Below are 20,902 nucleotides of genomic sequence, written 5' to 3'. Positions count from 1 at the left end.
TTATCTCTATTTTGCCCTCTCTCCATTAAACCATATTTACAGCCCAGGAACAAAAAGAGGGCAGACCGACCGGTCCACCCTCGCAAATCATATATAATAATGCCTTTATTATTGTGGCAACGGCTTGGACAGTTTATAATATCCGCTATCCGAAGCCAGCTTAAGCAAGCTCTTAGCCTGGCTTCCCGCCCAAGCGTAACCAAGTCGTCTTTCCTCACTAATTTTCATGATGTCAGTATACTTTTTACCATCCCGATCTGAAAAGAAATACTTGTTGTCTTCCACATTATAGAACCGATACCACATTACGCTTGATGCGTCCTTTTGGAAAAACTCCGGACCTTGACGATTGTATTTGATACCGTCGATTCGGTTCGCGTCAAACCATTTCAAAGCGCTCTGAGCCGCTTTTTTCACTTCAGCGGTTTGCGGCTGGGACATGAGAAAAGCAGTAATGCCTACTGATTCCGTAGTTGTTTTGGAAGGTAACTCAAATGCCCGGGCTTCAACAGATGCATAAGTAGCCGGATCGTGCTGTGCACCCCAGATTGTCGGTGTACCATTATTTACAATTTGAGACTTAATTGTGTACTGGACACCTTTGTTTAGCGCTTGCTGAAGTCTGGAGCGAGATGCATCGTCCAAAATATCGCTATCAAACGGCTGCTTCTTGTTCACAATATCGTCAGCCAAAACCATAACTCTAACCATCGCATCATCATTATAAGTTACAGCATCGGAATAATTACCACGTTTAGGGTATACCTGAGGCCAGCCACCGGAGGAATATTGAGAGGTTAGAACAAAGTCGACTGCTTTTTGTACACTGTTCTTAATGTCTTTATTTTTGGTTTTTTTGTATACATCCGCTAAAAAGCGAATCTCGGTTGTCGTGGCCTCGTTATCGAACGTTCCGAGCTCAACACCATCCTTGCTCTTCCATGTGGAGCGTGCAGTTTTGCCATCCCATTTGGATTTATAATTCTTTTCCATAGCTTTGAAGAATCCGCCATGTGGCAATTGCCAGGATACAATATTTAAGGCAAGCGTAGTATCCTTCGATGTATTCCCCGTAGAGAACTTGCTAAAGTCGCGCATTTTGTTCAGGAGGCTGTCTGTATTCACAACAGCGGTTGGCTTCGCCACAGCCGACAGCCCAAATAATTGCTCACGATCCAAAACACCTGAATTTACATCGCCACCATAAACGTCCCGTCCCACAGCTGAATCTGTGGTAAGCTCATAAGAAGCAGTCGCCGATTCACGTCCTGAATCATATGTAGCCGGCACCATCTCCTGTGCCGCAGCCCATGAGGGACTTAGGAGTCCTGACGTTACTGTAATCGCCAAACTTGAAAGCGCTATCATCTTTACGGTTGGACACATCTTCTTCTTCATTTGAACCTCTCCCTTATTTTGAATTGGGTATTTGCGTTCAGTTTAACCCTATATATTCTTGCTGAAGATTCTTTTTGATAGCGAAGGGAACCGAACCACTATTTATGCATGATAAATAGTTAGTTGTATTATATGAAAATATACCCAAACGATCAATATATTTTAATTTACTAATAGATTAAAAAAGTTACAAAACGTTGAAAACAATAAAAATCCTCTTACTAATGCTGGATTAGTAAGAGGATTTTACGTGGAGCTAATATAAAATAGGTCGATTAGCAACATCGCTTAACCAAATCGACCCATGATGTACTCCTGAGTCAGCTCATTTTCAGGATTCGTGAAAATATCGTTCGTTTTCCCATGTTCAACCAGACTTCCGATATAAAAATAAGCAGTATAATCGGAAATTCGTGCAGCCTGCTGCATATTGTGCGTCACAATAACGATGCGCAGTTCTTTTTTTAATTCGGTAATGAGCTCTTCTACCTTGCCTGTAGACACAGGGTCCAGCGCGGAGGCTGGCTCGTCAAGCAATAGAATTTTCGGTTGAACGGATAGTGCACGTGCAATGCAAAGCCGCTGCTGTTGCCCGCCAGACAGCGCCAGAGCGGAATCGTGAAGGCGATCCTTGACCTCATCCCATAATGCTGCTTTACGTAGGCTGCTTTCGACGATTTCATCAAGCTGCTTCTTCTTGCGCACCCCACGGTATTTGGGACCGAAGGCGATATTATTGTAAATGGATTTGTAAAAAGGGTTGGGACGCTGCCACACCATGCCAATTTGCTGACGCAGCTTGATCACGTCCGTTTCCGGTGCCGTCAAATCCTGTCCATCCATCCAGATGTGCCCCGTTGTAGAGGAAGACGCAATCTCATCATTCATCCGATTAAGGGAGCGCAAAAAGGTCGATTTACCGCAGCCGGAAGGCCCGATCAGGGCAGTCACTGTCTGCTCGGGAAAGGCCAGATTCACTTTTTTCACAGCCTCAAAGCTGCCATAATAAATACTCAAATCCTCAGTACTGAACGGATGCGGTGGTTGCCCCGCAAGCTGTTCCGAACGCGTAGACTGAACGGATGTTGCTGGTGTGGCGGTTTTTGCCGTTCGCGTAATCACATGTTCCATTGTTCTCCATCCCCTTTCTAATCCATTCGTTTGGCTGCTGTCAGGCGGCGGTATACAACTCTTCCGAACCATCTTGCACTCAGGTTGAACACAAGTACGAGCAGTACCAATACTGCAGAAGCGCCTGCGGCAATATCTTTGGAGTCAGGAGCAATGCCTTCACTGTTGACCTTCCAAATATGAACAGCCAATGTTTCAGCAGGTCGCATCGGGTTAATAGGCGATCTGGCATGCAATGGATTCCAATCGGTAAAATCAAGCGGCGGCGTACTCATCCCTGCTGTAAACAGCAATGCAGCGGCTTCCCCGAAAATACGGCCTGCGGCCAAAATGGTACCCGTAATCAAGCTTGGCAGCGCAGCTGGCAACAAAATGGAGGTGATGATTTTCCACTTGGACAATCCAAGCGCAAGTCCAGCTTCCTTTTGCTCCTTCGGCACAGCTCGGAAAGCCTGCTCAGTTGTGCGAACCATCAGCGGCAGGTTGAATACGGCCAAAGCCAAGGCTCCTGATAAGAGGGAAAAGCCAAAATCAAACGTATTTACGATAAGTAGTAGTCCAAACAATCCGATGACGATAGACGGGAACGAGGACAATACTTCGACGACAAGTCGTATAAAGTCCGTAATTTTCCCTGGCTTTGCATATTGCGCCATGTAAATACCTGCGCCCCAGCCAATCGGAATGGTGATAATCAAAGTTAAGATTAACAAAAATACGGAATTAAATAGTTGTGGGCCAATGCCACCGCCTGCACGTAATGTTTGGGGAGCACTAGTTAAAAAGTCAAAAGAAATATGACTGACTCCGCGGGCCAAAATGAAGCCCAGTAATCCCACCAAAAGTGCAACAATGAACAAGGCGAAGAAACAGATTACAAATGTAGCGATCTTGTCGGTCGTTTTAGCTTTCATCAAACCCGGTTTCTCCTTTCAAGCAGCCTTACCAGCAGCACGAAAATGAATGTCATGAGCAGAAGAACAAGCGCCATGCTCCAGAGAGCATTGTTATGAACGGAGCCCATTGCTGTATTCCCCATGCTAAGTGTAATGACGCTGGTCAAGGTCGAAGCGGATTCCAGCAAGGAATGCGGTATATGCGGAGCATTCCCGATTACCATCTGTACAGCCAACGCTTCTCCGAACGCACGAGCCATACCGAGAATAATTCCTGTTAAAAGAGCAGGCAACAGCGTCGGAATAATAACACGGGCAATTGTCTGCCAGCGGGTAGCACCCAAAGCATAAGAGGATTCACGCAGCCCCCCCGGTAAGGAAGACAACGCATCCGCCATAATGCTCGTAATCGTCGGCAAAATCATGACTGACAACACTAGGCACCCTGCCAGAATGCCGATACCTTGTCCTCCAAACACGTTCCGCAGCAGCGGGACGATCACGGTCAAGCCGACAAAGCCATATACAACCGACGGAATACCAGATAATAATTCAATCGCGGGTTGAAGGATACGTTTACCCGATTTCGGCACGATTTCCGTCATAAATAAAGCCGCACATAAGCTGAGCGGACTGGCAATTAAAGCCGCCAGTATGGTTACTGCAAAAGAACCCGTAATAAACGGAAGCGCGCCGAAGGACTTAGGCTCGCCATCCGGGCTCCATTTGGTTCCAAAGAAAAACTCTCGCAGACTGACTCCATTCACCGCAAATGTAGCTACACCTTTGGAGGCAACAAAATATACGATGGAGACAATGACTGCAACTAAAAAAACGACACAAACCGACGTATATATGCGGCCGGTCCATTCTTCCCAGTAATGTCTTTCTTTCATAACTCGGGATCGTTTATTCTGTTCCATGTATGCCTTCCCTTCAATTGGTTCCATACTGTAACTCCTTTAACCGAAGAATAGAGGCCGGACGCTAGTCCGCCTCTTCTTCGTGAATATACTCGCGTTAGCTGCGTTCATCCGAACAGGAGATTGTGGCTCTCCTTATTTCGTGATATTACCGTCAGCATCACGTTTCACTTGCATACCTGCTACTGGAATGTATCCCAAGTCTACGACATCCGTTTTTTGGATTTCATCAGACAGAATGTAGTCAAGGAATGCTTTCACATGCTCTTTTGGCTCACCTTTAGTGTACATATGCTCGTAAGCCCATACTGGATATTTACCTTGTTCTACATTTTCAACGTTAGCTTCAACGCCATCGTATTTCAAAGTAGTTACTGTGTTGTCGATGTAGGACAGAGCCAGATAACCAATCGCACCCGGTGTTTCAGCAATCAGCTTTTTCACAGTACCGGAGGAATCTTCTTGAATGGAGCCCGGCAGATCTTCCGTTTTTTGTCCCAAAGCATATTTTTCAAATGTTGCACGAGTACCGGAGCTGCTTGGACGGTTCACGATAACGATTTTTTGATCCGCGCCGCCAACCTCTTTCCAGTTCGTGATTTTACCTGTAAAGATTTGTACCAATTGATCTTTTTTCAAGTCTGTAACGCCTACTTTAGGATTCGCTACCGCTGACATGGCTACAACAGCTACTTGGTGATCGACCAGCTCATCTGCGCCGCTCTCCAGTTTTTCTTTTGCAAACACGTCGGAGTTACCGATGTCCGCTTGTCCGCCGGAAACCTGAGTCAAGCCAGTACCGCTACCGCCGCCCTGTACTTGAACTGCAATGCCTTTATATTTATCGACAGCCATAAATTTTTGTCCCGCTTGCTCTACCAATGGTTGAAGTGCAGTGGAGCCAACAGCCAGAATATTTCCTGTCAGTTCAGCAGCTGCTTTATTGTCTGTTCCTGTAGCAGTTTCTCCTTGTGGTGCAGCATTGTTACCTGATCCGCAAGCTGCAAGTGCAAATACCATGGTGAGAGTCATCAGAATGAACGGCCATTTTTTCAACATTTTTTATTGTCCTCCCCTTAGTTAAGTGACGGTTTTTTATTTATGACCATCAACACTTTTACATTGTAGGCCTGGAATGTTAGACGAACGACGTGGTTTTGTAAAACAAATATAAAATATTGATAGATAAATTATTTTTCGGTATATAATTAATCTATAGTTTGAAATTCACATATGAATGACATATAAGGAGAGCTGTTGGATTCCATGAATATTCTAAAATTGCGTATCTTGATGCTGATCGACAAATTCCATAAGGCGACGGATGTGGCCGAAGCTTTGCAAGTTAAACAACCTACCGTCAGTTTTCATATGAAAAGCTTGGAAAAGGAAATGGGTGTTTCCCTATTCTCTCTTCAACAAGGCAGGATTATGCTAACGGAAGCTGGAAAAAAATTATTACCTTACGCAAAGCAGATCATCTCTCTGGAGCAAGAAGCTAGACAAGCTGTAGATGAATGGACAGAGAAATCCCAGGGTCAATTACATCTGAGTGCAGAGTCGATATCAGGTACGTATCTCCTCCCCACTTTGATGGCTAAGTTTGCTCAACAATATCCAGAATGTCGTATTCAGTTGGAGATTCAATCCCCGGATGCCATTAAGCAGCTACTGAAACAGGGAGAAATTGATTTTGCTTTTCTCGACGATAGAGATTCTCTTCCAGAGTATACGGTGGCAGAGCCAGTGGCTTCAGATCAAGTAGGAGTTATCCGTTCTGCATCTGCACTTGCACCTGCATCCAAATCAGAGGAGGTCGATGGACCCGATATGCTGGACAAGCACATATGGGTAAAATATAGCGGTTCATCAGTTGTAGATCAGTATTCCTCGCTAGTTAAGCCTCATCTGGAAATCAACTCTTGGGAAGCGGTAAAGCAAGTCGTAAGCGGCGGAGAAGCGCTTGCCTTCTTTCCTGCAAGTGGAGTCGATAATAATGAAAATGCTGTTCCCTCGGTGGAATGGCTTCCTTATCCCGAGGCTGATAACAATAAGAGCCATTATCAAATAAACATCGTGTATCAACAAGATACACACATGAACTTGATGCAACAGGCATTTCTTGATTTCACACGACGAGAAGGACTGAGAGATTAAAAGCTAGAGAACAAAATAAAAAAAGAGCATCCAAGTCCTATTGACTTGAATGCTCTTTTGCTTGTTGTAACGAATAGATACAGTCTCTGTATTATTTCGTAGAGGCTACAATTACGCTTGTGCTGGAACGCAGCTAATTTTGATCAGGTTCGTAGAACCGGAATCACCAAGTGGTACGCCCGCAGTAATCACAACCAAATCACCCTCTTTAACGAGACCCGATTTGCGACCGCCTTCCAGCGCATTGTCAAACAGACTGTCTGTTGTGTCAACGACTGGTCTGCCTTGTACTGCATGTACACCCCAGATCAGAGCCAAACGACGAACTGTTCTTTCCTGTGTTGTCACAGCAATAATCGGAGCTTCTGGACGGTATTTAGAAATCATACGCGCCGTTGTTCCGCTTTGTGTGGACGTCAGGATCGCTTTGGCATGCAGGTCAAGTGCAGAAATAGAAACGGATTGGCTGATTGCTTCTGTAATACTAATTTCTTGAGCCGTTCTTTGTTTTTTGAACAAATCACGGTAGTTCAGAGAGGACTCAGCTTTTTCTGCAATACGTGACATCGTCAATACGGATTCTACCGGATATTTACCCGCAGCTGTTTCGCCGGACAGCATAATTGCGTCTGTTCCGTCAAAAATAGCATTTGCCACGTCACTTGCTTCCGCACGAGTTGGACGCGGGTTACGTTGCATGGAATCCAGCATTTGTGTTGCCGTAATGACAGGCTTGCCAGCTACATTACATTTGTTAATCATCAATTTTTGCGCCAGAGGCACTTCTTCAGCAGGAATTTCCACACCAAGGTCACCACGGGCAACCATCAGGCCATCCGAAGCTTCCAAAATTTCGTCCAGGTTGTCAACACCTTGCTGATTTTCTATTTTGGAGATGATTTGAATATGACTTGCGTTGTGTTTCGCCAGCAATTCGCGGATTTCCAGCACATCACTTGCTTTACGAACAAAAGAAGCCGCGATGAAATCAATGTCCTGCTCAATACCGAAAATGATATCATTAGCATCTTTCTCCGTAATACCAGGCAAAGAAATAGCGACGCCTGGAACGTTAACGCCCTTCTTGCTTTTGATCGTTCCGCCATTAACAATGCGGCATTTGATTTCAGTGCCTGATACTTCAATAACGGTGAGTCCGATCAGACCATCGTCGATCAGAATGGTGGAGCCGGGCTCCACGTCCGAGGGAAGATCTTTGTACGTAATAGAAATACGATCTTGCGTACCGAGAATTTCTTCCGTTGTCAGCGTAATGAACTCGTCCTGAACAAGCTCAATAGGTTCAACTTCGAGCTTTCCTGTCCGGATTTCCGGCCCCTTCGTATCGAGCAAAATAGCAACGTTTTTGTTAAGCTCCTTACAAGCTTGACGGATGTTTTTGATCCGGTTGCCATGCTCCTCGAAATCACCGTGAGAGAAATTCAGGCGGGCTACGTTCATACCAGCCAAAATCAGTTTCTTCACATTTTCCAATGACTCACTGGAAGGACCGATGGTACATACAATCTTAGTTTTGCGCATTTGGGTTTTTCCTCCGTTTTCAAAGGTGCTACTCTTTATATCTTTTTCCAACAATTAAATCTACTACACTTTTTCCTATTTGTATAGGAAGTTCGTCATATTTATTGTTACCCGTTTACAGCGTATTACAACATAGGCTCAGATTCCGAAGGCTTCAAGAAGGTGTATTGACCTATTTTTCGGAATTTTTGATACCGATCTTCCCTCAATTCATCGCAGCTCATATTCGTAAGATCTGCCAGATGACGTTCCAATAGCTCCTTGATTGCGGCAGCGGTCACTTCATAGTTACGATGCGCGCCCCCTTTCGGCTCCGGCACAATATCCTCGATAATTTCCATGCGCAGGAGGTCATTAGCCGTAATCTTCATGGCTTCAGCTGCCTGATCGGCCTTGGAAGCATCTTTCCATAGAATCGAGGCAGCACCGTTTGGAGAAATGGCCGAATAAATGGCATGTTCCAGCATTAGCACACGGTTACCGACTGCAAACGCAAGCGCACCGCCGCTTCCACCCTCGCCGATGACCACACAAATAACAGGCACCGAAAGCTTTGCCATCTCCCGCAAGTTGCGGGCAATCGCTTCCGATTGACCTCTCTCCTCTGCTGTATTACCCGGATAAGCGCCCTTCGTATCAATGAATGTAATAATAGGGCGTTTGAATTTATCAGCCTGCTGCATAAGACGCAAGCCTTTACGAAATCCTTCCGGATGAGCACTACCAAAAAAACGTGCAATATTATCTTTCGTATCCTTACCACGCTGTTGACCAATGACGGTCACCGGAATACCATTTAGCTTGGCAATTCCGCCCACAACCGCCAGATCGTCTCCAAACAAGCGGTCGCCGTGTAATTCAATAAAGTCCGTAAACACCTGCTCAATCAAATCAAGAGACGTTGGTCTTTGATGATGACGGGCCAAATGCATTTTTTGTGGTGCTGTAATGTTCGAATATATTTCTTCTTCCATCTCGAGATAACGTTCCTCGAGACGGTTGATTTCATCTGTAAAATCAATTTGCTTATCCTGTCCGAATTGCTTGAGTTCTTCGATCTTCTGTCGCATCTCGACCAGGGGCTTTTCATAAGGCAATTCACCAGCCATCTATTCCACCCCTTTCACACTGTGCAGATCAAGCAGTTGCCCGAGGGTATCACGCAGTTCCTTGCGGTGTACAACCATATCCAATTGTCCATGCTGCAAATTAAATTCGGATGTTTGAAAATCATCCGGCAACTTCTGTCTGATTGTCTGTTCAATTACAATACGCCCTGCAAAGCCGAATACAGCTCCTGGCTCCGCAATATTAATATCTCCAAGCGTAGCAAAGCTGGCGGATACTCCGCCTGTAGTCGGGTCGGTGATAACAGAAATATAGAGCAAGCCCTGCTCATCCAGACGAGCAAGAGCAGCACTTGTTTTGGCCATCTGCATCAAGCTTAAAATACTTTCCTGCATACGTGCCCCGCCGGAAGTTGAGAAAATAATTAGTGGCAGACGCTTGTCTATTGCTTGCTCAATGGCGCGGGTAATTTTCTCTCCTACGACCGAACCCATACTGCCAGTAAAAAAGTCAAAGCTCATCACAGCAACAACAACAGGATGTCCATAAATAAGGCCGTCGCCTGTAACGACAGCCTCTCGCAAGCCAGATTTCAGGGTCTGTTGCTCCAGCTTGCTCGCATATCCTGGAAAGTCCAGCGGGTCAACCGAAATCATATCGGCATCATATTCCGTAAACGTGTCTTCGTCGAGCACCATGCGAATACGATCCATTGCATTCAAACGCATATGGTATCCGCACACCGGACACACTTTCAAATTTTTCTCTAGTTCTTTGCTGTATTGAATACTTCCGCACTTGCCACATTTGGTCATAAGACCTTCGGGAATTTCCCGTTTGGGACGATCCGGCATGTCCGCTTGATCGCCGCTCAGCGCCCGTTCCGAAGGGATGGTCGCGTATTTACGCTTCTTTTGGAATAAATCTTTAAACACAACTACACCTCTCCAGCCGTTTATTTGTCAGCCGTAACCGATACAAGGTCCTCTGCCGTCTATGCGGCACCTCTAAGCATTATGTTCATACACACGTCAACGCCTGTTACTAAAACATTACCGCCGATCGTGCATCCTTTGTTCCACTCATGCTGCTGTATCACTTCCGCCGTTCCGGACTCAAGGGCGCAAAATCGAATTAAGCACTTCCTGAATTTCTTCGACTTCACCCGAAGGCACAAGTATCTCAAACTGTTGCTTGGATGCGCTGATGGCCCGGGCCTGCACCATAAAACCTTCTTCAGACAGTTTGAGCTTAATCATGTCAGCCAGTCTGGCCGTCGGTGCAATATAAATCACCGTCCACATGCCTTGTTTCTACCCCCTAAGCCTCAAGTTTTGAGCCCATATAATAGACTCATGATAACATACCTTACTTTTTTCCCGCAACAAAAGCCCTCCTGATCATTCAAGTTCCGTCGGAGGGCCTAGAAAATCATCAACTCTGTTTACACAGGTCAATTAAGCGTCCAATGATGCAGGATAGTGCTTGGCATGGAGGCTCCGATGTGCAATGCGCGAAGAAGCAGCGGCAGCCAGTCCAGCGACAAGATCGTCTAAAAACACATGAATACCATTGCCTTTTTGGTTCAGCTGTTCAATAATCCCCGTCTTTTCCTTATCCAAATAACCAAAACTGGTTAAGCCAATCATGCCGTACACACTCGTAATTCCAAGAGCCAGTGTCTCGTCCACTCCGTACAGCGGTTCGTCAGCCTCCATAATGGCTTGCAATGGCTGGGGGAGAAGTTTTTTTTCGGCCAGTTCATCAAGCGCAATACCTGTGAGCAACGTATATTGAACCTCGCGCTTTTGCAAAACCGCTTTGACACTGTCTATACATTCTTCCATCGTCAAATGAGGATAATATTTTAGCTGAAGCTGAAAAACAATGTCCGCAATGGACTCGATCCGAATGCCTCTGCGATTTAACAAAGTTTCTGCATATTCATAGGACATAATTTCCCTCCCGCTTTCACCGTGCAGTTCTATTCTTTCACCGTACGGGGCCTTATGGTGCAGGGTACGTGTTGAATCTCCTGTTCCGCCAGTTTTCCAAGTGTATGCGGGAGGGAAGGAAAATGTTCATTAAACCGTTACAATAAGGGCGGTTTGCTGTGTGCCTATCATTTGACTTTCACCGTGCCTTCACCCAACATCGACTCCATTTGATCAAAAAGCTGAGGAGAAGGCTTAATGTTATAAGCATCGCTCAACGCCAGCAGACGCTGGTTGCTCTCATAAAAAAGTACGGTAGGCATAGCACCGGGATGCTCCTGTAGCAGTGCCTTGAGACTGACCAGCAAGCTGGCGTCCTCCTCGGCCTGGCGAGTGATTTTGACAAACACCCGCTGACGAGTGGTTGGCTCCGAGTTGCGCGGGCCCGGCACCTGCTCACCGCGATCGGCTTCGGCTCCGCGCGGTGAAGCAGCCGTCACGGGACGGGCCGCCTTCGGCTGAGGCGAAGCAGATGCATGGGCTGCCGAAGGCGGGGGCGACACACGTGACGCTCTTCCGCCTGGACCGCCAGCAGCAGAGCCAGTAGCTGGTACGGATGTTCCAGCTACTGCGGACGAACGCGTACTGGCACGTCGGCGTTGGAGGAGCCGTGCCAGCGAGTCTTCCGCCAGCGGGGCGGTCTCATCCGCAAGGAGCTTGAAGTGCTCGTCCTGCTGCTGCATCTTGGCTCGAAGCGTAAGCAAAGCTCCCTTTTCAATCCACTGCTGGCTTCGCTTCCATACCTCAGGAAACAGCACAACCTCACAGCGCTCAATCTGATCCTCCAACTCAATAAAGGCCATAGCCTTACCCTGCTTGGTCGTAATTGTTTTGAGTGACACTACCATGCCTGCAGTCACAACAACCGTTTCATCGGGGACATCGCCCAGCTCCATCAAACGATCCGCCTCGCTACTTTCCAACAGCGACTCAAAATCATCCAACGGATGCCCCGACAAATACAGTCCCAGCAGTTCACGTTCCAGCTCTAATTGCTGGCTGGCGCTGAATTGGGGTACATTGGGATATTCGATATCCCAATTGGGCATTTCCACAAAACCAAACATATCAATTTGCAAGTCATCCCGTTCCTTGCGCCATTTGACGGCTGCATCCACCGTTTCATCCAGCATGGCAAGCAACTGTGCCCGATGACCCGTCAACGAATCAAAGGCCCCTGCCTGAATAAGCGATTCAATTACTCTCTTATTACATACCCGTAAATCGACACGTCGACAAAAATCGAGCAGGCTGTCGAAAGGCCGTTCCTTGCGAACAGCGAGAATGCTCTCCATCGCCTGTGTGCCGACATTTTTAATCGCAGCCAGGCCGAAGCGGATGCCTCCCTGCTGTAACGGAGTAAACAGCACCCCACTCTCATTCACATCAGGTGGCAACACTGCGATATCCATACGACGGCATTCGACAACATATTCAGCCACTTTCCGATGACTTCCCATCACCGCTGTCAGCATTGAAGCCATAAATTGTACCGGATAATGGGCCTTTAAATAAGCCGTCTGAAATGCTAGCACACCATAAGCAGCTGCATGAGCACGTGGGAAGCCGTAGTCAGCAAAACGGACAATCATATCGTAAACCCTTCCGGCCTCCTCCTCCGTGTATCCCTGCTTGATACTGCCTTCGACAAAATGCCCGCGCTCCAGATCCAGCACTTCGCGCTTTTTCTTGGACACAGCCCGGCGCAACAGATCGGCTTCTCCCAGGGAAAAACCCGCCATGCGCGAAGCAATCTGCATGATTTGCTCCTGATACACAATAATACCGTACGTATCCTTTAAGATCGGTTCCAGGTCAGGATGCGGATAAGAAATCTCAATCTGACCATGCTTGGCCTGTATAAAGTTAGGAATAAAGCCCATCGGGCCCGGACGATACAAAGCCAGGACAGAAATGATATCCTCGAATACACTCGGCTTCAAATCCTTGAGTACCCGGCGTACACCGGCCGACTCCAGCTGGAATACGCCTCCTGTATCTCCTTTGCCCAGCAAGTCATAGGTATGCGGATCATTATCGGGAATACGGCTAAAATCAGGGGTTTCTCCATGGTCTTCCGCAATCCAGTGTATGCATCGTTCAATAATGGAGAGCGTACGCAGCCCAAGGAAATCCATTTTAAGCAAACCAATGCGCTCTAGATTTTCCATCGAGTACTGCGTCAAAGGTACCCCTTCACTCCCCTGTTGAAGCGGAACCGCATCGGTCAATGGAGTCCGCGAAATGACAACACCTGCAGCATGTGTCGAAGCATGACGAGGCATTCCTTCAACCTTGATCGCCATATCCAGCAGTTCACGTGTCTTAGGCTTCGTTTCATATAGCGTTTTCAGCTCCGGGGTGATTTCCAGCGCATGACGGATATTAATGCCTAGCTGCGCCGGAATCAGCTTGGCTGCCTTGTCCACCTCGCCATATGGCACGTTCAATACACGACCGACGTCACGGACAGCGGCTCTTGCCGCCAGCGTTCCAAAGGTAATGATTTGCGCTACATGCTCATTTCCGTACTTCTGTACTACATAGTCGATAACCTCGTCACGCCGTTCATCACTAAAATCAATATCTATATCCGGCATACTAATTCGTTCGGGATTCAGAAACCGTTCAAAGAGCAGGTTGTATTTCATCGGATCGACATTCGTGATGTTAAGCACATAGGCAACCAAACTGCCTGCTGAGGAACCCCGCCCCGGTCCCGTTGCAATCTTATGCTTATGAGCGAAGGCAATAAAATCCCATACAATCAGGAAATAATCGCTGAAACCCATACTGTCAATGGTATTTAACTCATAGCTTAGCCGTTGGTTCAGCCTTTCCCGTTCCTCCGGCTGCTCCCATCTGGGATCGCTTCCATAGCGACGCTCCAGCCCTTGCACGCACAAATTGCGTAAATAGGACGAAGAGGTCATTCCTTCCGGCAGTGGACGATATTCAGGTAAAATGGATTGACCGAATTCCAGCTCCAGTTCGCATTTTTCAGCAATACGCACCGTGTTGGCGATGGCTTCTGCCACATGTGGGAATAAGCGAGCCATATCCTCCTGACTTTTCAGATACAACTGACGTGTTGGTATACGCAAGCGCTCCTCATCGTCAACTGTCTTCCCTGTCCCGATACAGATCAGAACGTCCTGCACGTCCGCATCTGGCTCAGTCAAGTAATGCACGTCATTCGTCGCCACCAGTGGAATATCCAGTTCCTTCGCCAGTGCGATCAAGAGAGGATTTACGCGTTTTTGCTCCGATAGACCATGATCCTGGAGTTCCAGATAAAAATCATCGCCAAAAATGTTACGATATCGTTCCGCTGCTCGTCGTGCTTCAGCTTCCCGACCATGCAGTAAATGCTGTGGCACTTCACCGCCCAAACAAGCGCTCAGGCATATGATTCCTTCATGATGGGCAGCCAAAGCCTCCATGTCGATGCGCGGCTTGTAGTGAAAGCCCTCCAAATGGCCGATGGAGCACAGCTTCATCAGATTTTGATAGCCTGTTTTATTTTTGGCGAGCAAAATTAAATGATATATGGGCTGATCCTTCCGGCTGCCACGCTCCTTGCGCGATCCTGCCGTCATATAGGCCTCACACCCGATAATCGGCTTAATGCCGTTCTCTACACACGCTCTATAAAAAGGAATGGCACCGTACATGACCCCGTGATCTGTAAGGGCCAGCGCCTTCATTCCGTAAGCTGATGCCTGTTTGACCAACTCCGCGGTACGAGCCGCGCCGTCCAGCAGGCTGTACTCGCTATGAACATGCAAATGGACAAATGAACTCATGCGCTTCTCTTCCTTTCACCGCTTGATTTTCTTCAAACTATTTTATCATATCCGCGTTAGTAGCGCCCATAGAATAAAAGTACAGACCTCGGCGGACAAGCGCGGTCCTGATTCGTATACCTAAGGAGGAAAAGAGCATGAGCACTTTTATATCCAAAGCGATTCTCGACTTCTTCATTGCCTTCGGCATCGTGCTCGGGGGAGCCATGCTCGGCGGAATGGGAGCTGTGGTATCGCTTCAGCCGCCTACCCAGACGATGCTGGAGGTTGCTGGAAGAATTAAAATATGGGCGCTTGCCGCTGCTGTGGGGGGGACGATGGACCCGATCCGGGTCATTGAAAGCAATATGTTGGATGGTAATTTGTCACCTGCTATTAAGCAGATATTGTATTTGATTTTCGCCTTTTTAGGCGCTCATATGGGTGCAGAACTGGTCAAGTGGGTATGCGGCAACGGACGACCGTGAGGTGAAACGACTATGAGAGTCCCCCCTTTTGAGCGCCTGCGCCCTTTTATGCAATTATCCTCCGTCTTTGTACTCGGTATGATTACGGGAGGAATGATCTACAATGCCATCTGGCATGCCAGCTTCAATCAGCTATGGACGAACAACCAGGATCTTCAATTCCAGCTCCAGCAAGCCGAGGAGGACAACAAAACATTGCGTAAATACAGCAAGCGCCAAACCGTTGTCAAAGAAATCAAGCTGATTCCAGAGGAAGCTTCGGCCGAAAAAATTGATTCTATCAACCTAAAGGAACTTCTACGCCGTGTCAGTCGTGATCTGGAGGTGCTGCGTGGCAGAGATATGTTTGAGATTGACTCTGACAGCAAGCTGGTACGTATGTTGCTGCACCAAAAAAAATACACCGTTCGTGACAAGGAGTATACGATCCAGGTCAAAACGATGCTTGTAATGGAAGGTGTGCTGCAAATTTGGCTGGAGGCAAAAGAAAGACTGCCTGAAAGCCACTAAGTCGATCTATTCGACTTCACGCCTTGCTCCAATCCATTGGTAGACTAACCATGTTCAATGGATTGAAGCGTCATCACTGCTTTGCATACCAAATGATTTTCCCGTGAAATTGCAATTTCTAGCTTGCAGGTGCGACGGCTCATCTCAAGCAACAACGGACGAAGAACGACAGCATCCTCTATCTGTACGGGTCTAATAAAATAAGTCGTCAAATTGTCCAGCACATAATCCTTGCCGGTCATGTCTCTAGCTGCCCGGTAGCCCGCTTGTGTCATCACGTTGACCAGTACGCCTTCCGAGATCGTGCCTAAATTGGTCGCCATTTGCGGAATGATAAAACCGCGGAAAAATAACGATCCATCCTCATTACGCTCTTCAGCAAACCCGTTCCAGATCAACTGGTCGAACGTCTCGCCAAGTTGTGGCTGCTTTTGGGCATTACGCAGCGCCTCCAGCACCTCACGCCGTGTAACGGACCCGAGCAGCTTGCGATTGCGGTCCACGACCGGCAAGTAATCCACACCTTCCCACGCCATCATTTGCGCGGCTGAAGCCAGCGAGGTCTGGTAAGTGACCGTTATCGGATTGCGGATCAGACATTTATCCATCGTATGCTCAGGTTGAAGCCCCTCCACATCTTTGCGGCTGACGATACCAATTAAACGATTCCATTCATCCACTATTGCAAAATGATGATGTCCAGTCGTCACCGAAAGTTCTTCAAACTCGGTAAGCGTGCTGTTGATTTTCAAGGTCAACGTTTTCGGTTTGCCTGCCGCAATGTCTTCAATCAGCATAATTTTCTTTTTGATCAAGCGGTCAAATATGGCTCTATTAATCATAGATGCCACTGTAAAAGTATCATGGCGTGAGGAAATAATCGGCAGACTGATCTTGTCTGCGAGCTGCTTAACCTCTCGGCTCGTACCGAATCCCCCTGTAATCAGCACACCTGCCCCCTGCTCCAATGCAAGCGAATGCGCATCCTCACGGTTACCTACGATCAGCAAACTGCCTGCGTCAATATATCGGGCCATAGCTTCCTCGCGCATCGCTCCGATCACATACTTGTGCAAGGGCTTCTCCAGCCCCTCACTTCCGCCCAGCACATGTCCCTCTACAATATTCACGACATCTGCAAAGGTCAGCTGCTCGGACAAGCCGCGCGGGCGTTTCTCCACTCGTACTGTTCCGATCCGTTCCTTGGTAATGACAATTCCCAGGTTCTCGGCTTCCTTCACGGCTCGATAGGCCGTTCCTTCGCTGACGCTCATTTCTTTAGCCAACCTGCGCACAGAAATTTTGGAGCCTATTTTCAACTGCTCGATATGTCGCAATAGCTGCTCATGCTTCGTAACTGTTTCATCTAGCCCGTCCAACTCTGTTACACCCCCAACGTTCAATCTGTATCATTCTGTATCTATTATAGCACAAAATCCCTTTATTTTAGACCTTTGCTCATTTTGAGTTTTCTACTTCGGAAATAGCAAAAAAGCGATCCCCTCTATTACAAGGACCGCTTCTTACTATGATTGATTTGTAATCTGGGGGCAAGCCCAGGACAAGCTAAAAAAACTCACTGCATGCTGCCTTTGTCAGCTTTTTTATCCCATTTCATCTGCCACTGCTGCATTTTGGCCCGCCGCACACGCTCCAGCGTTTTGCGCTTTTCCTCATCCACACCCAGCAAAAAATGCATGTTCGCCCCGATGACTAGCAGCGCAAAAAGTACCCATACTATCCCAAAGCCGTTGACCCAGTTCAAACCGCCTGCAAGCGAGATGCGTGGTAACGCAACCAAGACCATAGCCAGCGCAATCAGTGTGTACAAACCGTGTTTCCATTTTTTAAAAGAACCCAATCGTATCCCTTCCTCTCCCTGTGACTCTATGTATCTAGTCTATGAGAGGACAGGAAGGAATATGAGACAAACTTACAGAGATGAACCGTACAAATCTTGAAGACTGTCTGCAATAATTTTGTTAACGTCCTCAATAATCACGCTCAGGCGGCGTTCAGCGTCGAACAGGCGTCGGATGTTGAGGTTCAAGCTAAGTACCTCAAACAGCTTCTCCATCTTTTCCATCTCTTCCTGTGCTGGCATATCGCCGCTCATCATCCGTTGCTGTACTTCCATTTGGCGTTCACGGAAATCGTCGAGCATTTTCTTGGCTTCTGGATCGGTTTCGATCAGCTTCATCGCTGACGTAATTTCCTCTACCTCTTTGCTTTCCTTCAATGCTTTCGCTAAATCATGGGCTTTGTCATAGATGTTCATGATTGTTTATTCCTCCAATACAAGTTTAGTGTCAACATTTCACATTGTCCGTCAATCACCAAGGGATATATGTCCTCATATGATGAATCAGTGCTATTACAGCCCATTCACGTTTCCCGTTACTTTCAAGACATCAAGTTGCTGCCCGGAAGGAGATCCACGATGTCCATCAAAAAAACAACGATTCAAATCATCGGATCGGGCATCTTGCAGGATGACGTACTCATGGTCGGCGAGTCCCTGCTTCGCAAATGGAAAATATCCGCTGGCCACCCCGTTCAGCTCGCCTTCGGTTCGTTCCGCCAAGAGGTTACCGTCATATCGGTGCCCCGCTACAGCGGCCTACGTGTGGGAAGCGTGCTAGCCCGAAAAATGGGGCTTCATGCCAATTGTGATCTGCGAGTAACCTACAGCCGAGGTCGCCGGACACTTCGAGTGGGCCCACTTATTAGCGTGCTGGTCAGTCGGGACTATCCCGAACAACCCGACAAGCCTTTCGGGTCGATCACCCTGTTCTGCCGTGAACTAGTCGGGGAATGCCGCAGACAAGGAGCATATGTGTATTTTTTCACCCCGGAGCATATCGGAAGTCAGCCCGGGCGAGTTCAGGGATGGGTGTATGACGGAGGCTGGAAAAAGACGGTCATGCCCGCCGGCGATGTCGTCAATAATCGTCTTACCTCCCGTAAACTCGAGAACAGAACTAGCGTACAGCATTTCATGAAAGAAGTAAAATCGCAGTACGGCACGACCATTTTTAACGAAAAGTTTCTGGATAAGAATGAAGTATTTGATGCGCTTAAATCAAATTCTTCCCTGCGCAAGTATTTACCCGAGTCCCACTTGCTGCAAACCTTTGCTGTTTTCAAAAAAATGTGCAACCAGTATCCCGCTGTTTTTCTCAAGCCAGTGCGCGGAAGCTTGGGTAAAGGCATAATGCGCATTAACAAGCAAACCGATGGCACCTTTTCGGTGTTATCCACAACAGCGGGCACGCCCCGCAAGCAAACGTATGCCAACGTAGATAAGCTGTACAAAAGCTTAGCGGGAAAAATGAAAACAACACGCTTTCAACTCCAACAGGGACTTACCTTGATTGATCACGGTAAGCGTCCGGTCGACTTTCGTGCGCTTGTACAGAAAAATTTGTCCGGAACCTGGACCGTAACATCCATTGTCGCCCGGATCGCTGGAGGAAGCCACTTTGTGTCCAATCTGGCAAGAGGCGGCACGCTGAGTACAGTCAAGGAAGCACTTGCCAAAACCACGCTGCCCGCAACCGTTAAATCGAATGGGCATACCTCTCTCAAAACAGCAGCACTGGATATCGCAAGCGGAGTGGAAAAAGCAATTCCCGCCCATTTCGCGGAATTTGGTATTGATCTGGCAATAGACAGCACGGGGCGAATCTGGTTGCTGGAGGTCAATTCGAAGCCATCGAAGAATGACAACACGCCGTTAAATGATCAGAAAACTCGCCCGTCCGTTAAAAAAATGATTGAATACTGCTGTTATTCAGCCGGCTTCAAATGAATTCATCTCTTCCAGAGTCTGGCTGCCAAAGGAGCTGTTGTCGGTGTCTCTTGTTGTGCCAGGTACGCTGGGCGTGCTTGTTAGCCGGAATCAGGCTGTCACTCCCCCTATTACCGAAGCCGATTTTTGCCGCAGGCTAAGTCTGTTGGGCAGGCGCTCTGGTCTTAGCGTAATGGCGTTTACCGCCGAAGGAGTCTCACCTGAAGATCACTCCATACGAGGTTATGTTTATCGTAACGGAGTATGGACATCCGGTCGCTTTCCGTTGCCGAACATTGTGTATAACCGCTGTCTCCATATCCAAGAGAGCCAGAATGTCAGGCGCACACTGGAAGACATGGCGGAGCAAAAATCGCGCAAGCTCATCTACTGGTCGCGTAACTTACCTGGCAAATGGCAGGTGTATCGCTCTTTGCATGCGGTAGATAAAGTGCGTCCCTTTGTGCCGCCTACGGCGCCTTACCGGGACACGACTCAGCTTGTGGAATGGCTACGACGCCATTCGGAGCTTTTTATGAAGCCACAGACCGGAACACATGGCAAGAGCACACTGTATCTCCGGCTGGCAGAAGGAGGCCAGGGACTACTTGTACAGGGTAGAGACTCCCGTAACCGCCCGTTCCGGCGCTTATTTTCCGAATTGGATGCAGGATTGTCATGGATCCACGGAATTGCACACAAACGCGCTTATATCGTGCAGCCTTATTTGAAATTAACAAGCCAAAGCAATCATCCCTTTGATGTTCGTGCACTCATGCAAAAGGATGGCAACGGCTATTGGTGCCTGACGGGCTTTGCCGTAAGAGAAGGCAGAAAAGGAACCCTGACTTCTAATCTGCACGGTGGGGGCGAAGCCCATCCGGCTGAGCCTTACCTTCGTGAACAATTTGGCGCGGACACCACGCGTCTCATCATCGGGCAGATGATGGCGCTGTCCTTGACCATTACCAGGGCGCTGGAGGAACGTTATGGCCGCCTTGGCGAGTTGGGAATTGATTACGGTATTGACCGGAGCGGGAACATCTGGCTATTGGAGGTTAATTCCCGACCTGGGCGGGCCTCCTTTTTTCAGACCCGTCAGCCAGAGTGCGCTTTCCAGTCGGTCAACCGCCCGCTCGAATATGCTCGATATTTAATGACCCATTCCAAAGCGACAGGGCCAAAGGGCGCGGACGCCTCCCTTGAACATACGGTATAGG

Annotated in this window: 19 protein-coding genes; 5 read left to right on the top strand and 14 right to left on the bottom strand. The window is 47.9% G+C overall.

Annotation, left to right across the window (positions count from 1 at the left end; genetic code table 11):
• Positions 1–108: 108 nt before the first annotated feature.
• From pelA to KAI36_RS08360, 5 genes are all read right to left on the bottom strand, one after another.
• Positions 109–1,398, bottom strand: coding sequence for a pectate lyase (gene pelA, locus KAI36_RS08380; protein WP_220027481.1), 1,290 nt, complete (start codon positions 1,396–1,398; stop codon positions 109–111).
• Between the two features lie 288 nt (positions 1,399–1,686).
• Positions 1,687–2,529, bottom strand: coding sequence for a phosphate ABC transporter ATP-binding protein PstB (pstB, locus tag KAI36_RS08375; protein WP_220027480.1), 843 nt, complete (start codon positions 2,527–2,529; stop codon positions 1,687–1,689).
• A 17-nt stretch (positions 2,530–2,546) separates the two neighbouring features.
• Positions 2,547–3,443, bottom strand: coding sequence for a phosphate ABC transporter permease PstA (gene pstA / locus KAI36_RS08370; RefSeq protein ID WP_013309592.1), 897 nt, complete (start codon positions 3,441–3,443; stop codon positions 2,547–2,549).
• Positions 3,443–4,375, bottom strand: coding sequence for a phosphate ABC transporter permease subunit PstC (gene pstC, locus KAI36_RS08365; RefSeq protein WP_013370343.1), 933 nt, complete (start codon positions 4,373–4,375; stop codon positions 3,443–3,445). Before pstC ends, pstA begins: the two co-directional genes overlap by 1 nt.
• A 108-nt stretch (positions 4,376–4,483) precedes the next feature.
• Positions 4,484–5,407, bottom strand: coding sequence for a phosphate ABC transporter substrate-binding protein PstS family protein (locus KAI36_RS08360; RefSeq protein ID WP_220027479.1), 924 nt, complete (start codon positions 5,405–5,407; stop codon positions 4,484–4,486).
• Between the two features lie 207 nt (positions 5,408–5,614).
• On the opposite strand from KAI36_RS08360, the gene KAI36_RS08355 reads away from it, so the two are divergent.
• Positions 5,615–6,505, top strand: coding sequence for a LysR family transcriptional regulator (locus KAI36_RS08355; protein ID WP_220027478.1), 891 nt, complete (start codon positions 5,615–5,617; stop codon positions 6,503–6,505).
• A gap of 111 nt (positions 6,506–6,616) precedes the next feature.
• Here the strand turns inward: KAI36_RS08355 and pyk are convergent, their stop codons facing one another.
• From pyk to KAI36_RS08325, 6 genes are all read right to left on the bottom strand, one after another.
• Entirely contained in the window at positions 6,617–8,047 is a 1,431-nt protein-coding gene (gene pyk / locus KAI36_RS08350; protein WP_025722006.1) for a pyruvate kinase, read from the bottom strand.
• Between the two features lie 125 nt (positions 8,048–8,172).
• Complete coding sequence (locus KAI36_RS08345) at positions 8,173–9,156, bottom strand: acetyl-CoA carboxylase carboxyltransferase subunit alpha (RefSeq protein ID WP_220027477.1); 984 nt, start codon at positions 9,154–9,156, stop codon at positions 8,173–8,175.
• Positions 9,157–10,050, bottom strand: coding sequence for an acetyl-CoA carboxylase, carboxyltransferase subunit beta (accD, locus tag KAI36_RS08340; RefSeq protein WP_013309586.1), 894 nt, complete (start codon positions 10,048–10,050; stop codon positions 9,157–9,159).
• Between the two features lie 180 nt (positions 10,051–10,230).
• Positions 10,231–10,419 carry a hypothetical protein gene (locus KAI36_RS08335; protein ID WP_013309585.1) on the bottom strand — a complete coding sequence of 63 codons (189 nt, stop codon included), beginning with the start codon at positions 10,417–10,419 and terminating at the stop codon, positions 10,231–10,233.
• Positions 10,420–10,572: 153 nt separating this feature from the next.
• Positions 10,573–11,070, bottom strand: a complete 498-nt coding sequence (locus tag KAI36_RS08330) for a phosphatidylglycerophosphatase A family protein (protein ID WP_025721683.1) — start codon at positions 11,068–11,070, stop codon at positions 10,573–10,575.
• A 167-nt stretch (positions 11,071–11,237) separates the two neighbouring features.
• Positions 11,238–14,915: a DNA polymerase III subunit alpha gene (locus tag KAI36_RS08325; RefSeq protein WP_220027476.1), complete on the bottom strand. Its 3,678-nt coding sequence runs from the start codon at positions 14,913–14,915 to the stop codon at positions 11,238–11,240.
• A gap of 137 nt (positions 14,916–15,052) precedes the next feature.
• On the opposite strand from KAI36_RS08325, the gene KAI36_RS08320 reads away from it, so the two are divergent.
• Both KAI36_RS08320 and KAI36_RS08315 read left to right on the top strand, forming a co-directional pair.
• Positions 15,053–15,382: a YtrH family sporulation protein gene (locus tag KAI36_RS08320; RefSeq protein ID WP_013309582.1), complete on the top strand. Its 330-nt coding sequence runs from the start codon at positions 15,053–15,055 to the stop codon at positions 15,380–15,382.
• Between the two features lie 12 nt (positions 15,383–15,394).
• Positions 15,395–15,892, top strand: a complete 498-nt coding sequence (locus tag KAI36_RS08315; RefSeq protein WP_023987904.1) for a sporulation membrane protein YtrI — start codon at positions 15,395–15,397, stop codon at positions 15,890–15,892.
• 44 nt (positions 15,893–15,936) lie between these two features.
• Here KAI36_RS08315 and KAI36_RS08310 read toward each other — a convergent pair whose 3' ends face one another.
• From KAI36_RS08310 to KAI36_RS08300, 3 genes are all read right to left on the bottom strand, one after another.
• Positions 15,937–17,271, bottom strand: coding sequence for a DRTGG domain-containing protein (locus KAI36_RS08310; RefSeq protein WP_013309580.1), 1,335 nt, complete (start codon positions 17,269–17,271; stop codon positions 15,937–15,939).
• A 197-nt stretch (positions 17,272–17,468) separates the two neighbouring features.
• Positions 17,469–17,753, bottom strand: coding sequence for a hypothetical protein (locus KAI36_RS08305; protein WP_013309579.1), 285 nt, complete (start codon positions 17,751–17,753; stop codon positions 17,469–17,471).
• Positions 17,754–17,825: 72 nt separating this feature from the next.
• Positions 17,826–18,170: a YlbF/YmcA family competence regulator gene (locus tag KAI36_RS08300; RefSeq protein ID WP_013309578.1), complete on the bottom strand. Its 345-nt coding sequence runs from the start codon at positions 18,168–18,170 to the stop codon at positions 17,826–17,828.
• A 162-nt stretch (positions 18,171–18,332) separates the two neighbouring features.
• Between KAI36_RS08300 and KAI36_RS08295 the strand changes: the two genes are divergently transcribed.
• Positions 18,333–19,703 carry a YheC/YheD family endospore coat-associated protein gene (locus tag KAI36_RS08295; protein ID WP_220027475.1) on the top strand — a complete coding sequence of 457 codons (1,371 nt, stop codon included), beginning with the start codon at positions 18,333–18,335 and terminating at the stop codon, positions 19,701–19,703.
• A 43-nt stretch (positions 19,704–19,746) separates the two neighbouring features.
• Positions 19,747–20,901 carry a YheC/YheD family endospore coat-associated protein gene (locus KAI36_RS08290; RefSeq protein WP_220028073.1) on the top strand — a complete coding sequence of 385 codons (1,155 nt, stop codon included), beginning with the start codon at positions 19,747–19,749 and terminating at the stop codon, positions 20,899–20,901.
• Position 20,902: the final 1 nt, after the last annotated feature.

Source organism: Paenibacillus sp. S02, from assembly GCF_019454065.1.
GTDB classification, from domain to species: Bacteria; Bacillota; Bacilli; order Paenibacillales; family Paenibacillaceae; genus Paenibacillus; species Paenibacillus polymyxa_B.
The sequence above is the reverse complement of the archived record's forward strand: the minus strand, read 5'-3'. Positions and strand labels throughout refer to the sequence as shown.